The sequence below is a fragment of the Lactococcus sp. AK05 genome (assembly GCF_041026685.1).
In the GTDB taxonomy this organism is placed as follows: domain Bacteria; phylum Bacillota; class Bacilli; order Lactobacillales; family Streptococcaceae; genus Lactococcus; species Lactococcus lactis.
In genome coordinates this window covers 315,883-330,389 of sequence record NZ_JBFTEI010000001.1, presented here as the reverse complement: position 1 = coordinate 330,389, position 14,507 = coordinate 315,883, and the positions used below count along the sequence as shown (strand labels likewise).

13 protein-coding genes and 1 tRNA gene are annotated in these 14,507 nt (G+C 35.2%); 1 reads left to right on the top strand and 13 read right to left on the bottom strand.

Annotated elements, in window-relative coordinates; all coding sequences use genetic code 11:
- Nucleotides 1-7 precede the first annotated feature (7 nt).
- The 12 genes from rbsD to ccpA all read right to left on the bottom strand — a co-directional run bounded on the left by rbsD (nucleotide 8) and on the right by ccpA (nucleotide 10,948).
- Nucleotides 8-406, bottom strand: coding sequence for a D-ribose pyranase (gene rbsD, locus AB6B24_RS01620; RefSeq protein WP_311803051.1), 399 nt, complete (start codon nucleotides 404-406; stop codon nucleotides 8-10).
- A gap of 21 nt (nucleotides 407-427) precedes the next feature.
- On the bottom strand, nucleotides 428-1,330 hold the full coding sequence (rbsK, locus tag AB6B24_RS01615) for a ribokinase (RefSeq protein ID WP_195936065.1): 903 nt from the start codon (nucleotides 1,328-1,330) through the stop codon (nucleotides 428-430).
- 10 nt (nucleotides 1,331-1,340) lie between these two features.
- Complete coding sequence (locus tag AB6B24_RS01610) at nucleotides 1,341-2,324, bottom strand: LacI family DNA-binding transcriptional regulator (RefSeq protein ID WP_311803050.1); 984 nt, start codon at nucleotides 2,322-2,324, stop codon at nucleotides 1,341-1,343.
- Between the two features lie 133 nt (nucleotides 2,325-2,457).
- A complete protein-coding gene (purB, locus tag AB6B24_RS01605; RefSeq protein ID WP_311803049.1) occupies nucleotides 2,458-3,753 on the bottom strand; it encodes an adenylosuccinate lyase in 1,296 nt (431 codons plus the stop codon).
- A 196-nt stretch (nucleotides 3,754-3,949) separates the two neighbouring features.
- Nucleotides 3,950-4,630 carry a type I 3-dehydroquinate dehydratase gene (gene aroD / locus AB6B24_RS01600; protein ID WP_012898244.1) on the bottom strand — a complete coding sequence of 227 codons (681 nt, stop codon included), beginning with the start codon at nucleotides 4,628-4,630 and terminating at the stop codon, nucleotides 3,950-3,952.
- Nucleotides 4,631-4,726: 96 nt separating this feature from the next.
- A tRNA-Gln gene (locus tag AB6B24_RS01595) sits at nucleotides 4,727-4,798 on the bottom strand.
- Between the two features lie 94 nt (nucleotides 4,799-4,892).
- Complete coding sequence (locus AB6B24_RS01590; RefSeq protein WP_010906074.1) at nucleotides 4,893-5,096, bottom strand: DUF2969 domain-containing protein; 204 nt, start codon at nucleotides 5,094-5,096, stop codon at nucleotides 4,893-4,895.
- 243 nt (nucleotides 5,097-5,339) lie between these two features.
- Nucleotides 5,340-5,654 (bottom strand): thioredoxin, encoded by a 315-nt coding sequence (trxA, locus tag AB6B24_RS01585; protein ID WP_003129442.1) that lies wholly within the window; start codon nucleotides 5,652-5,654, stop codon nucleotides 5,340-5,342.
- A 96-nt stretch (nucleotides 5,655-5,750) separates the two neighbouring features.
- Nucleotides 5,751-8,081: an endonuclease MutS2 gene (locus tag AB6B24_RS01580; protein WP_311803048.1), complete on the bottom strand. Its 2,331-nt coding sequence runs from the start codon at nucleotides 8,079-8,081 to the stop codon at nucleotides 5,751-5,753.
- A gap of 44 nt (nucleotides 8,082-8,125) precedes the next feature.
- Nucleotides 8,126-8,686: a CvpA family protein gene (locus tag AB6B24_RS01575; protein WP_003129445.1), complete on the bottom strand. Its 561-nt coding sequence runs from the start codon at nucleotides 8,684-8,686 to the stop codon at nucleotides 8,126-8,128.
- Between the two features lie 159 nt (nucleotides 8,687-8,845).
- Nucleotides 8,846-9,811 carry an NAD(P)/FAD-dependent oxidoreductase gene (locus AB6B24_RS01570; protein ID WP_311803047.1) on the bottom strand — a complete coding sequence of 322 codons (966 nt, stop codon included), beginning with the start codon at nucleotides 9,809-9,811 and terminating at the stop codon, nucleotides 8,846-8,848.
- 138 nt (nucleotides 9,812-9,949) lie between these two features.
- The gene (gene ccpA, locus AB6B24_RS01565; protein WP_311803046.1) at nucleotides 9,950-10,948 is read right to left on the bottom strand and encodes a catabolite control protein A; all 999 of its coding nucleotides are present in this window, start codon (nucleotides 10,946-10,948) and stop codon (nucleotides 9,950-9,952) included.
- Nucleotides 10,949-11,162: 214 nt separating this feature from the next.
- Between ccpA and AB6B24_RS01560 the strand changes: the two genes are divergently transcribed.
- Complete coding sequence (locus tag AB6B24_RS01560) at nucleotides 11,163-12,251, top strand: Xaa-Pro peptidase family protein (RefSeq protein WP_103055011.1); 1,089 nt, start codon at nucleotides 11,163-11,165, stop codon at nucleotides 12,249-12,251.
- Nucleotides 12,252-12,463: 212 nt separating this feature from the next.
- Here the strand turns inward: AB6B24_RS01560 and AB6B24_RS01555 are convergent, their stop codons facing one another.
- Complete coding sequence (locus tag AB6B24_RS01555) at nucleotides 12,464-14,470, bottom strand: cell division site-positioning protein MapZ family protein (RefSeq protein WP_311805661.1); 2,007 nt, start codon at nucleotides 14,468-14,470, stop codon at nucleotides 12,464-12,466.
- Nucleotides 14,471-14,507 lie beyond the last annotated feature (37 nt).

Genomic DNA, 14,507 nt, shown 5'->3' with positions numbered 1-14,507 from the left:
TCCTTTTTCACAAAGCGACACCTGATTGTAAAATAATATTTGAATAAGGTGTATTTTCTCCTGTTCTCACCACTGCTTTGACCTCATGATTCATTAATTTTAAGGTCTCATGACTGACAAAAACTATTTCAACATCTGCTGATAATTTTGTCAGTAAAATCGCTAACTGTTCAGGATTATTTTCTTTTATTTCCTCAGCAAGATAGACTTTTTCAACTAAAATATTTTCCAAATAGATGTCCAGCACTTCTTGAAAACTGGGTTTTCCTCTTGTCAGGGATAAATCAATTTTGGGGGTACCTACTGGTACTGGTAGTCCTAAATCTCCTATACAAACTTGGTCAGTATGGCCCAAATCGTCAGCAATTTTTGCTAATTCACTATTTAGTATTCCTTCTTTTTTCATAAATTTAACTCTCTTTCTTTTTTAGTAGAGATTAATTTCAAGTTCTTTTAATTTTGCTTTAACTTCTGATAGCTTTGGCATCCCACCTTGTGCGCCAAATTTTTGAATAGATAAATGAGAAGCAACGACAGCTAATCTGATAGAATCACTAATTGATAAGTTCTCAGTCAAACCAAAGGCAAAGGCTCCGTTGAATGTATCTCCTGCACCAGTTGTATCTACAACCTTAGCTTTTATGGCGGGAATTTTTTGAAGAGTCTCTCCATCGTGGAAAATGACTCCTTCACTTCCTAAGGTGACAATCAGACGATTTGAATATTTTTTGAGAATTTCTTCAAGTGCTAAATTCGGAAAAAGTTCCTTACATTCGTGTTCATTCGGTGTGATATAATCAACAAAATCAATCATTTCCAAATCTGTTTTTCTTGCTGGAGCTGGATTATAAAGAACTTTTATCGCATTTTCTTTACAGAATTTAGCAATCGCTAGATTTGTTTCATGTGGAATTTCATTTTGTAGAATAACAAGTTGGCTTTCTTTAATTTTCTCCCAAAGGTCTGCTAGATAACTTGGTAGAACTTCATTATTAGCACCTGGAATAATAATAATACGATTATCATCATCATAGAGAGTAATTTGAGCAATTCCTGTTGTTTGTGGTATCGTTCCCACATTTTCAAAAAGAACTGCATTTTCTTTGAAGTTTTGCAAAACACTCTCACCAAAAGCATCCTTGCCTACTGCTCCAATCATGCTTACTTCATTAGGAGAAAGTCTAGCAAAAGCAACGGCTTGGTTTGCTCCTTTTCCACCGGGAACCATAGCGAAATCTTCACCAAATACGGTTTCTCCAGCATTTGGCACTCGGTTAGTCCTTGTGACTAAATCCATTGAAATACTTCCTATAACACTTACTTTTGTCATTAATTTTTCCTCATTCTTTTCTCTTTTGTCGAATTGTTTCACGCGCTACATAATGAACAGGGAGTTCAATTTTAGACTTTTCAATTGCTTGGTCAGTCGCGATTTTATAAATAAGTTGAGCAGCTTCAAGTCCCATCTGATAAGCAGATTGATGAATGGTTGAGAGTGCTGGATAAATGAATTGGCTCATTTGAATATCGTCATAACCAATAATTTGAATATCCTCAGGAATTTTCTTGTTTAAACGATGAATTTCGTGGATATAAGCCATGGCATGAATATCCGATGGTGCAATGATACTATCAAAGTTTTCTTCATTGGCAAGCACTTCTCTCGCCTCTTTCTGAATTTCTTCAAAATCATAACTTTGACTGTAAAAAGCTTTAAAATCAACTTGTTTTTCTTTTAAATAAGCAATACTTGCTTTAAAACGATTATTAATATTTGTGGCATTCAAAGGACCGCTGACTACAGCGACTTTTTTTGCTCCCGCTGTTACAATCACTTTTGCTGCTAATCGTCCACCTGACTCATTGTCCGAAAAAACACCATAGTTACTTTTATGGCCTACTCGGTCCACGATTACAGTTGGAATATCCAAATCAGGAAAGTCGTCTTTAAAATCATGGGTTGAAATGATGCCAGCAGCATTACTTTGAATCAAAACTTTCAAATAATCTTGCTCAGATTGATTCTTTTCTCCAATATTTCCGAGCATCACACGGTAACCTTTTTCTTTTAAAAATTCCTCTGCTCCTTTGGCTAGCATTGGGAAAAAAGGATTGGAGATATCTGGCAATAATAGTCCAACAAGCTGATTCTTTTTAGTTTTTAAAGATTGGGCAGAAAGATTGGGTCTGAAATTTAGTTTTTTAATTGCTCGTTCAATTTTTTCTCTGGCTTCATCACTTACATATCCATTCTGAGCAATAAAACGAGAAACAGTGGACTTTGAAACTCCTGCTTCAAGCGCAACTTGTTTGATGGTTGTCATTACTTCCTCCTTTCACATGTGGGAACGTTCTCATATTTACATTTATAATTGTATCCGTTTTCATTAATTTTGTCAATCCTTTTTATATTTCGTTTTAATAACAAAAAAACCTACTTTTTAGTAGGCTTTCTTATTAATCAAAGACACGGTCAAAAATTTCATCGACTCTTGTTAAATGATAATTGTAATCAAAAGCTTTATCAATATCTTCATCATTCAAATACTGACGAATTTGTTCATTTTCTTCAAGCAATGGTCTAAACATCACTTGTTCATCCCAAGATTTTGCAGTCAAAGGTTGAACTAAATCGTAAGCTGCTTCACGCGTCATTCCTTTTTCAATCAACATTAACATGACATGTTGGCTGTAAATCAAGCCAAAAGTCGCATCCATATTTCGTTTCATATTTTCTGGGAAAACAGTCAAGTTTTTAACGATATTCCCAAAGCGGTTCAACATATAATCCAATAATTCTGTTGTATCAGGTGCAATGATACGTTCAGCAGAACTGTGTGAAATGTCACGTTCATGCCAAAGACTAACATCTTCGAGAGCTGTAATTGCATGTCCACGAATGACGCGGGCTAAACCTGTCATATTTTCAGAACCAATTGGGTTACGTTTGTGTGGCATTGCTGACGAGCCTTTTTGACCTTTAGCAAAGAATTCTTCAACTTCACGTTGTTCAGATTTTTGTAATCCACGGATTTCTGTGGCCATGCGTTCAATTGATGTCGCAATGAGCGCCAACGTTTGGAAATATTCTGCATGTAAATCACGTGGTAAGACTTGTGTTGAAATCTCTTGTGGACGAGTCCCTAATTTTTCACAAACATAGGCTTCAACAAATGGAGGAATATTAGCAAATGTTCCAACAGCACCAGAAATTTTCCCAGCTTCAACAGCTTTCGCAGCATGTTCAAAACGTTCAATGTTTCGTTTCATTTCGCTGTACCAAGTGGCTAATTTCAAGCCAAAAGTTGTTGGTTCAGCGTGAACGCCGTGAGTTCGCCCCATCATTACTGTGTATTTATGCTCTAAAGCTTTATTTTTAACAATTTCTACAAAGTTTTTTAGGTCATTGCGCAAAATATCATTAGCTTGTTTATAAAGATAACCATAAGCTGTATCAACGACATCTGTTGATGTCAGACCATAATGAACCCATTTGCGTTCTTCACCCAATGATTCACTGACAGAACGTGTGAATGCTACCACATCATGACGTGTTTCTTTTTCAATTTCAAGAATGCGTTCAACATTAAAAGTTGCATTTTCGCGAATTTTTTTCACATCTGCTGCTGGGATTTCCCCAAGCTCTGCCCAAGCTTCATCTGCAAGAATTTCGACTTCAAGCCATGCTTTATACTTGTTTTCTTCTGACCAAATCTCTGCCATTTCTGGACGTGAATAACGGCTAATAACCACTTTTTTCTCCTTTTTTACTGACAGAATAGCTGTCAGTAAATTAATCCTATTTTTAATTTCTAATGAACAAAGCGTCCTTTTTCATTATCTATTATAACATTTTCACTCATAAAGCTTTTGGTCCACTCTATTTGTCCTAATAAAAGTAAAAAAATTGTCTGTCATAACCGAACAATATCTCTGATTATATCATTCTCTATTTTTCTAAGATATCCAAAATATACTCTGTTTCTTTGAGAGAAATTTGCCCAGGCGCACTCGAATTTTCTAAACTTGCAAAAGTCCAGCAAGAACCAGTCAAATAGCCAGAAATTCTTGAAAGTCGTCCTAAGTCACCCATTGCCATGCTGATAAAATGATCACCGTATTCTAAAGTCATATCACGAGTGATTTGTAATAAATCAAGAACATCACATTCACGTTCTGGCATCACAGCAACTTTAACAAAGGCAGTTCCTTCTTCGTGCATTTTAATCAACCGATTGGTTAAATCGGACGGAACTTCATCAAAATTATGATAAGAAAGCACCATTTTATCCCGAAAATCTTTCAAAGCGGCAAATGAAGGGCCATGCGTAAAGAATTCGACATCGATATATGCGGGATTATAAGTCAAAATTTCTTGTAAAATCTGTAAATATTTCTTTTCAGAAACTTGAATATTTCCGCCTTCTCTGACTGTTCTTAAAGTAAATAAAATCTTACTTTCTTTAAATTTTTCAAAGAATTTAGGAGCCATCTCTAAAATTTCATCTGCTGACAAAAAATCGGCACGCCATTCAACAATATCTGCTGTTCGATAATCACTGACAGAAACTTTCTCAAGCTCTGCTAACTCTGTCAGCATGATTGGAACAACAATTTTTGTTTTTCTCATAAACTTCTCCTTACATTTTCATAAATGCTTTCCCCTATTCTAGCATATTTTCGCAAAAAGAAAAAAGGAAACAGCGTTTCCTTTTACGTTTTTTTACTGGGGTAGCTGGATTCGAACCAACGCATGAGGGAGTCAAAGTCCCTTGCCTTACCGCTTGGCTATACCCCAAGATTGCTTTATGACGACAAGAAATATTTTAACAAATTATCTTATTAATTTCAAGTTATAACTTAGAAATTTCAAATCAATCACAAATAAATCTTTAAATCGAAAGATTATAGGCCATAATTGCTTCTTCAAGAGCTGCTTCAAAAGAAGTCACTGTAGCAATTTCTTTACCTGAAAAAACAATGACAAAATTTCCTGATTTTTCTTTAATTTCGGCGATTGTTTTTTTTCCACTTTTAATGACAGCTCCGTCAGCTGTATCAATAATTTCAAGTTCAGTATCTTTTTTCTTTGACATATTAAACTCCTCAAAATTTGAAAAGTCTTTTTGACCTTCCAAATCCCTATTTTCTTTGAAATTTTTCTTTCTCAATCATATCATTTTAAAAGCCTTTTGTCACGCTCATTTTAATGACAGACTTGTCAGTATGTGCCATGCTTTCACTCTCTTTTACTGACAGAACTTTTCACTAGAATTGAATATAAAAAAATACTGACAGACTTTATTTCAAGAAGAAAAAAGTTCTGTCAGTAATTTTTATTATGATAATTCAGCAATAACGGCTTTAAGTTGTGCTTTTGTTTGAACACCAACAATGCGTTTTACTTCTTCACCATCTTTTTTGAACATCAATGTTGGGATAGACATAATGCCAAATCCTTGAGCTGTTGCTGGGTTTTCATCAACATCCATTTTGCAAATCTTAAGTTCTGATTCGTCAAGTTCTTCTGAAAGTTGTTCCAAAATTGGCGCTTGCATGCGACATGGACCACACCAAGTTGCCCAAAAGTCAATTAAAACAAGCCCTTCTTTTGTTTCTTCATCAAACGTTGCATCAGTAATATTATATTCCATTTTATCTCCTTCATTGAAATAATTTTCTTCAGTAAGACTATTCTAGTGTAATTCACTTAAAATTTCAAGAAAATAGATTTTGAGAAATTTATTATTTTACTTCAAAATAGCAATCGTTGCTCCAGAGCCACCAGCATTAATTGGTGCATATTCATAAGATTTAATATGACGGTGTTTTTGAAGTTTTTTCTGTACCATTTCTCGAATAACACCCGTTCCAATCCCATGAACAATCGTAATTTGAATCAAATTTGCAAGTAGAGCTTGGTCAATATAATTATCCAATTCCAGTTCTGCTTCTTCATAACGCATCCCGCGTAAATCAAGTTGAGCTTTGACTTTAGAAGTCACCTTCTTGCTGACATTTTTATTTTTGGCTTGAATTTGTTCTGGACTTTCAATCACTTCAAATTCATCTTCATTTAAACGAGTCGTGATTGAACCCATTTGAACTGTCCAACGTCCATCTTTTTCTAAACGAATCAATTTACCACGCTGACCATAAGAAGTGACATTAACTTCAGCCCCTTGCTTAAGTCCTCTTTGTGCTTTCGCTTTTTTCAAAACCTTATTTTTAGAAAAATCAATGGTTGGAGCCAAACCTTCAAGTTCTTTTCTAGCAGCAATAATTTCATGTGGTTTCAACGCTGCTTTATCATTGAGATTCTTCAAAATTTCTTGCGCTTCAAGACTCGCTTTTTTAACTACTTCTTGAGCTTCTTTTTGTGCTTTTTCTAATTCAAACTCGCGCTCACGATTAATTTGATTATAGACTTTCGTCAAATCTTTATGTAAACTTTGATTTTCTCGTTCAATTTTTTTAATATTTCTTGAACTTTCAATCACTTCACGCGTTTTTTCTTCCAACTTTTCAATCATCTGATTGACATCATGCTCACTGTCAGAAATTTGTTGACTGGCTACTGAAATAATGGTTTCTGGCAAACCTAATCTTCTCGAAATTTCCAGGGCATTTGAACGTCCAGGCACTCCCAGTTGCAAATGATAAGTGGGTTGCATTTTATCAATGTTAAATTCCATACTTGCATTGATTACTTGTTGCGTTTCGACCCCATAAGCTTTTAACTCAGGATAATGAGTACTTGCCATGGTTTTCACATTTCGTTCACGTAAATTTTCCAGTATAGCAATAGCAAGAGCCGCTCCTTCTTTCGGATCAGTTCCTGCCCCAAGTTCATCAAATAAGACCAAACTATTTTCATCTGCTTGAGCTAAAATATGAACAATATTAGTCATATGACTTGAGAAAGTTGATAAACTTTGCTCAATGGATTGCTCATCACCGATATCGGCAAAAATATCATCAAAAAGATGAATTCGACTGCCATCAGCTGCTAAAATTGGCAGACCTGATTGAGCCAATATTGTCAACAAACCAACTGTTTTCAAAGTAATGGTCTTCCCACCCGTATTAGGACCGGTAATAACAATCGTATTGAGCCCTGCATCAAATTTGATATCATTTGCCACAACAGTTTTTGCCTCAATCAAAGGATGACGAGCTGCAAAAAGGGTAATATCTTTATCGGTTGTTAATTCTGGAAGTGTCGCTTTATTCGCTGCTAAATAAAGATACTTGGCACGAACAAAATCAATATGACCAATCAGCCAAGCATTTTGTCTTATATCAAAGCTATAAGGTTTTAATTGACTAGCAAGCTCACGATAAATTCTTGTGATTTCTTGGCGTTCTTCAATTCTCTTTTGATTAAGTTTATTATTTAATGAAACAACCGCATTTGGTTCAATATAAAGCGTTTGACCTGAAGCGGACATATCATGAACTACACCAGCAATTTTATTTTTGTTTTCTGCTTTTACAGGAAGCACTTGTCGGTCATTTCGGATAGTGATGACATTTTCACTCAAAGATGAGAGATTTTTGGTCAACATTTCCTGCATGATTTTCCGAATTTCTGATTGATGACTCTTGATTGAAGCACGGATATGCATCAATTCGAGACTGGCATTATCATAAAGACTTCCCGCATTATCAAAAATTTCTAATTTTTTGACTAATGCTGATAAATCAACCAATTTTTCCAAAGTAATAGCTAGTGAAGGTGTTTCAACATTTTCAGCTTCATCAAAAAAGCGTTGAATATTAATCCCTAATTGAATCACTTTTTTTATTTCAACGAATTCCTTGCCTGAAAGACTGGCTTCAAGCTCTAGACGTCTGAGTATTTCTGTTAAATCATTTGTTTTTCCTAATTTTAATAGGCCATTTTCTTGGGTCAATAAGCGAAAATCAGCAACTTCATCAAAAAGGAGCTGAATTTTTTCCTTATCTGTCAAAGGTTTTAAATCTTTTAATTCTTGTTGACCCTGCGCTGTCGTCAAAGCATTCATAAACTGTTCTTTGACTTTATCATATTCCAATATTTGGAGAATTTTTTTATTCATTCTATTTAAATTTCAAGTTGTATCTGTAGATTTCTCCCCTAGCACTATCCTAGAGGATTAATGTGGACAATGTTTTCAATAAAAAGGTTTTGCAAGATTCCTGATGAAATCGGTGTATGTAAAACCATAAAACGAGCTAGAAAACTAGCATCAAGTTGACTTTGAACCGCTGCAATAGGAACCAAACTCAAGACCATCAAGACCATTTGTAAACCAAAATAAGTCGCCGCAAATCCTAAAATTCCAGCAATGATTTTCCCATTTCTTCCTAGAGGGCTAAGTGCAAAATGTAAAAATAAACCGATAAGACGGATAATAGCATAAACGACAATAAAAATTGCTAAAAACGAAATGCTCGCATAAAAAGCATCATCGAGTTGAAAAAGAAGTTTATCACTAAAAAGTAAGAGATGTGAGTTTTCTGTGGCATTTGAAAAAGGAACCCAAATACTCAATTTTTGCGCTAACTCTTTATAATTACTGGCTGCAATGAAGGCCGCAATAATCGTACCAAAACTGTAGATAACTTGTAAAATCAAGCCTCGTGAGTAACCAACCATGAAAGCCCAAACCAAGGCTACTAAAATAATCAAATTTAATATCATCAAACATTCCCAATTTACTTTTATTTTGCTTTTTAAACAAAGCACTCATAAAACTTGGCTCATTTTTATTAATGAAGCTAAGTTCAAGTCATTTTTCTTTCTCTATTATACCGTATTTCATAAAAAAAACGTACCCCTATTTAGAATACGCTTTTTATTTTAAAAAATGGATGAAGAATGTCCCCCTCTAAGTGGGTGGTCAAATTCAAGTTTTTTCGTCATGGCATTAATCGCATGGACTGCTTCACCAAAACCAACGGACATCAAGGGCATTTTCCCAGGATAATCACTTGCGTCTCCTGCGACATAAAGTCCCTCAATATTGGATTGCATCATTGAATCGGCCTTAACGCGACCATTACGACTGACTTCTAAGTTTTCAGCTAAAGTCACTTGATTTGTTAAAAAACCATAATTAACCAAAATTTTATCAATCGAAAAGTTCAAGCTTTCTTCTGATTTTATTTTTTTTAATTCTAATTCATTTTCAATCAAATTTGAAAAAGTATAAGGCGTATGAACTTGAACATTGGAATTCATCACTCGGTCAACTGTAATTTCATGACCACGAAAAGCAGTTCTTCTATGAACCAAATGAACATTTTTAGCTACTTTTTCAAGCATTAATGACCAATCTAAAGCCGAATCTCCTCCACCAAAAACCGCGACATTTTTTCCCTCAAACTCTTTTAGAGAAGTGATAAAGTAAGATATTATTCCTTCATTGGCTAAAGTTTCTTCGTTATCAATTCCTAACTTTCGAGGTTTCAAAAGGCCGGCACCAGTCGTCAGCAAAACGCCTTTGGCTCTTCTGGTTGATTTATCAGTCGTTACAGAAAAAATCCCCTCTTCTTTTTCAATTTTTTGAACGCTCTCCCCAAGAAATAATCGATGAGAGATTTGTGCTAGTTGTTCTAAAAGATTTTTTGTCAAATCTGCCCCTGTCACTGCTGGTAGGCCAGCAATATCGTAGATTAATTTTTCAGGGTAGAGATTTTGGGGTTGACCACCTGGAACTTGCGCTGATTCAATTATTGCAACTGATAAACCGCGCATTCCTGCGTAAAAAGCCGCATATAGACCAACAGGACCTGCTCCAACAATAATTAAATCTAATTCTTGCATATCAAACTCCTTAACAATTTATTCATTTAATCTATTGAATAAATTCTTTTTATCATCTCTCTATTATTGCGACTTTTCCTTCAAATGTCAAATACTTTTTACTTTAAATAAAAAAAGCCCTCAAAAGGGCTTGATTTTTTATTTGGTAGAACGACGAGAAAAGATTTCATGATCCAAAACTAATTGATTTTGTTCAACATCTTCTTTAAGCATTAATTTTGTCAAAAGACGCATTGCTACTGCTCCCAAATCGTAAAGGGGTTGGTTAACAGAAGTTAAAGTTGGATATGTATATTGAGTAATTGGTGAATTTGCACCTGAGATAATTTCGAAATCTTCAGGGACTTTCACTCCTTTATCCATCATTGCAGACAAGAGTCCAACGGCTACTGTATCATGTGATACTACTGCAGAAGTTGCTCCTCGCTCAAGTAAACGTTCAGCAAGTGCTTTCCCTTGTTCATAGCTATAATTACCTTCAAAAACGAGGTTTTCATCGAATTCAATATTTGCTTCAAGCAAAGCTTCTTGATAACCAACCATACGTTCTGTATTTTCAACGTCTTTCAATGAACCCATGATAAAAGCGATTTTTTTATTTCCACTATCAATCAATTTTTTAGTTGATTGATAAGCAGCCAAATGGTAATCAATATTAACAGATGGAATTTCTTTATCTCCATCGATTGTTCCAACTAAAACAACAGGTGTTCTTGAATTTTTGAGGGAGTTTCTAATTTTTTCATCTAAAGATGAACCCATATAGACGATTCCGTCAACTTGTTTTGATAAGAAAGTTTCTAAAACTTTTTCTTCTTTTTCAACATCATTATCACTATTAGCTAAAATCATGTTGTATTTATACATGGAAGCGATATCATCAACTCCGCGAGTAATCGCTGCGAAGTAAGTTGAAGTGATGGTTGGCAAGATAACACCAACTGTTGTTGTACGTTTACTTGCAAGTCCACGCGCAACTGCATTAGGACGATAGTCAAGCTCAGCAATAGCTTCTAAGACCTTCTGGCGCGTCTTTTCCTTTACATTTGCATTTCCATTTACAACACGACTAACGGTTGCCATTGACACTCCGGCGACACGTGCCACATCATAAATTGTTGTTGTTGATTCTACCATAATTGGCTATCCTCTTTCTTTTCTTTTTATTCATAGTATTTATGAAAACCATTTTCATTTACAAATTATATCATTAACTGTAAACCTTTTCAACCTTCAGCTATGTTTTTTTACGTGATTTTTTAATAAAAATAGCGTAGAATAGGGGATATAGTGTTTTTTATTTTCATGAGAATTTAAGAAACTCATTTTCATAAATATTGGAGGAACCATTTTGAGCAAAATTGAACGTATTTCAGCTTTTCTGAATGACAAGGAAGTCGATATGACTTTCATCACTAATCCGACAACTCTAAATTATCTAACAGGGCTAGCAATTGATCCCCATGAACGAATTGCTGGGCTGATGATTTTTAGAGATTCAACTCCGATGTTATTTACTCCTGCTTTGGAAGTGGAAAAAGCTAAAGAACACACAAGTGGTCTGGATATTTTCGGATATGAAGATTCTCAAAACCCTTGGGAAGTTGTTAAAAATCATGTAAAATCAGATGTTAAATCAATTGCTGTTGAATTTTCAGATATTCCTTTAGCTAAAACTGAAGGGTTGAAAGCACAATTTGGTGATATTAATTTTGTGAATTTGACTCCTTTGATTGAACGGATGCGTTTGATTAAATCAGCCGATGAAATTGAAAAAATGAAAGTTGCTGGTGATTTTGCTGACAAGTGTTTTGAAATCGGTTTTGCCACTGCTGCTGAACGTAATGGTGTGACTGAATCTGATATCGTTGCAAAAATTGAATACGAAATGAAGCGTATGGGCGTTCCACAGATGTCATTTGACACGCTTGTTTTATCAGGAGCTCGCGCTGCTAATCCACATGGTGCACCTGAAAATGTTGAAATTCAAGAAAATAAACTTTTGCTCTTTGACTTGGGTGTGATGAGTAGCGGATATGCTTCTGATGCGACACGTACAATCGCTATTGGTCAACCTAATGACTTTGATGCTGAGATCCATAAAATCGTTAAGGAAGCTCAACAAGCAGCCATGGACTTCATTAAACCTGGTGTAACTGCACATGAAATTGATGCTGTTGCTCGTGACTTAATTACTAAAGCAGGATATGGTGAATATTTCAATCACCGCCTTGGACATGGTATCGGAATGGACGTTCACGAATATCCATCTATTGTTGCCGGAAATGACCTCGTAATTCAAGAAGGAATGTGTTTCTCTAACGAACCTGGAATTTATATTCCTGGTAAAGTAGGTGTGCGTATTGAAGACTGTCTTTACGTAACAGAAAATGGTTGTGAAAGTTTCACTCATACTGACCATGACTTATTAATTTTCTAAACAATTAATTGATAAAAGTAAAAAACTTTCGCTGATTTTGGCGAAAGTTTTTTTGTCAGTAAATTTTTGTCAGTAAATTTTTGTCAGTAAATTTTTGTCAGTAAATTTTTGTCAGTAAGTTTCTGTCAGTAAGTTTCTGTCAGTAAGTTTCTGTCAGTAAGTTTCTGTCAGTAAAAAAAATAATCATCTGAATGATGATCATTTTTTATTTTCTAAGCGTCATAATCTAAGTTGTCAGCATGACCAGAACCATTACCAACAAAGAAACCTGTTTTAGCATTGATTGATACTAAATACCGACCATCTGGTGCATAAAGATTGTAATAACCACTAACAATTCCGGCTGGGAAACCTTGGGAACCATTGGTTGTATGAATCGCTGTTGGAACTAAAATGTAATTATCTCCTGTAATATAGCCGCGTTCACGGGCTTTATTCAGAACCATTTCTTTAATTCCAGCTCCCCATGTGAAAGCAGGATCATTCGTGTTGACTCCAGCTTGAGGTTGGACACGTGCTGCTGATACTTCTAAATTAACTCCGTTGCTACTCAAACCATTAGCATTACTACTTGTGCTGGCATTTGTACTTGAACCTGCTGAAGCTGCTGACGAAGGAGTCGTCGTAGAATTGCTTTGACTAGCTGTACTTGATGTAGAACTTTGGCTAGTAGCTCCTTGATTCGCTTTGGCTTCTGCTGCACTTGCAGACGCTTTAGCTGAACTTTCCTTGGCAACTTGGCTCTTAGCTAAATCAATGGCTTGTGTCAGTAATTTATTCAGGGTTTCATTGGTTGTTTTAGGAGTTTCTGGAACTTTTACATTTGCCACTACTTTAGCTGCTGAATCAAGTTTTCCGTCAGTAATTGCTGCGCTAGTAAAGAGAGCATTCACTTTCTTAATCGCATTAATTTGGTCTTTTAGGCTTTCTGTATCAGAGACTGCATTTGACCATGCCATGGAATTTTTGTGAGCATCGACTAAAGTTTCAAGAGCTGATAACTTGCTAAATTGACTATTTTTCAAAATAGTATGTGATTTGTCAGTGAAAAAAGCATCGTATTGTTTCTGATATTTATCTAAATCACTCTGACTGCTTTGAGAAGTTTGAACCGTTTTCCCTTTTTGATGACTATTATATTGGGCAAATCCAATCGCTCCAGCTGCAATTAAGACAATTGCACACAGACCAATAATGATTGGTTTTTTACGACTTTTTGACTTTTCGTCAGTAATTTTTGCCGCATTTTCTTCTACTTTATCTGCTTTAAAGGATGTTGTTTCAGCTATTAAGTGAGGTGAAACTGATTCAGCAGTAATAACTTTATCAGGAATATCACTTTTTGTCTCTTTTGGTGACTCTGTCACTTTTTCCTCAGCTCCCGATTCAAGGGATTGATTATTTTCAGTAGAATCTTCTTTTGAATCAGATTTAATTTCTTCTGCTGGTTCTTCTGTTACTTTTGGTTCAATTTCTGATTTTTCGTCAATTATTGAATCAGTTTTAGTGTCAGCGTCAGTTTCCGAAATTTCTGGTTCACTTGGCTCGTCCATTGGAACTTCGTTTGCTGACATCATAACTGGTGCAGCAACTACCTTCTCATCTTGTGGACTTTCGGCTTCTTCTTCGTCAGTTGGTTCAGTTTTCTTGACTTCTTCAACTTGCGGAGCTTCTTTTTGCTCTGGCAAAGTACTGACAGGGGCGTCAACCATCACAACTGGATCTAAAACTAAATCATTTTTTGATTTTTTAGTTTCTTCGCTTTCCTTGTCAGCAACTTCTAAGTCTTTATTTTCTGCTGACAAATCAGAATCAGAACTGTCAGTAACTTTTTCAGTTTCAATTTTTGAAGCTGCTAATTCATCATTCTCTTCGATTTCCTCTTTAGAAACTTCTTGAAGTTTTTCTGACTTAGCTTCTTTTTCTTCTTCAACCGGAACTTCTATATTTGTACGTTCTGCCTGAATGAATTCATCCAAATTTTTACTTTTAGCTTCTTCAATTTCTCCACGGTGCTGACGAATATATTTATCTAAAACAGACTCATTTTCTTCATTTTCTTTATCAACACGTTTTGATTCTTCAACAATTTGCCCTACGGTAAAATCTTGTAAATCTTGAAGTTTCAAAGTTTTTTCACCAATTTGTTGCTCGTTTTTTGGCTTATTATTATTGTTATTTTTGTTTTTGTTTCTATTTTTTTTATTTTTGTTTGACATTTTTCCTCCGAATAAGATTCCCACAATTCCAATAAAA

What these genes read in the sequence shown, in the direction of transcription:
- aroD (WP_012898244.1), bottom strand. Translation starts at nt 4,630, where the DNA reads ATGAGAAAAACAAAAATTGTTGTTCCAATCATGCTGACAGAGTTAGCA.
- ccpA (WP_311803046.1), bottom strand. Translation starts at nt 10,948, where the DNA reads ATGGTAGAATCAACAACAACAATTTATGATGTGGCACGTGTCGCCGGA.
- trxA (WP_003129442.1), bottom strand. Translation starts at nt 5,654, where the DNA reads ATGGAATATAATATTACTGATGCAACGTTTGATGAAGAAACAAAAGAA.
- AB6B24_RS01575 (WP_003129445.1), bottom strand. Translation starts at nt 8,686, where the DNA reads ATGATATTAAATTTGATTATTTTAGTAGCCTTGGTTTGGGCTTTCATG.
- rbsD (WP_311803051.1), bottom strand. Translation starts at nt 406, where the DNA reads ATGAAAAAAGAAGGAATACTAAATAGTGAATTAGCAAAAATTGCTGAC.
- AB6B24_RS01590 (WP_010906074.1), bottom strand. Translation starts at nt 5,096, where the DNA reads ATGTCAAAGAAAAAAGATACTGAACTTGAAATTATTGATACAGCTGAC.
- AB6B24_RS01580 (WP_311803048.1), bottom strand. Translation starts at nt 8,081, where the DNA reads ATGAATAAAAAAATTCTCCAAATATTGGAATATGATAAAGTCAAAGAA.
- rbsK (WP_195936065.1), bottom strand. Translation starts at nt 1,330, where the DNA reads ATGACAAAAGTAAGTGTTATAGGAAGTATTTCAATGGATTTAGTCACA.
- AB6B24_RS01570 (WP_311803047.1), bottom strand. Translation starts at nt 9,811, where the DNA reads ATGCAAGAATTAGATTTAATTATTGTTGGAGCAGGTCCTGTTGGTCTA.
- AB6B24_RS01555 (WP_311805661.1), bottom strand. Translation starts at nt 14,470, where the DNA reads ATGTCAAACAAAAATAAAAAAAATAGAAACAAAAACAAAAATAACAAT.
- AB6B24_RS01610 (WP_311803050.1), bottom strand. Translation starts at nt 2,324, where the DNA reads ATGACAACCATCAAACAAGTTGCGCTTGAAGCAGGAGTTTCAAAGTCC.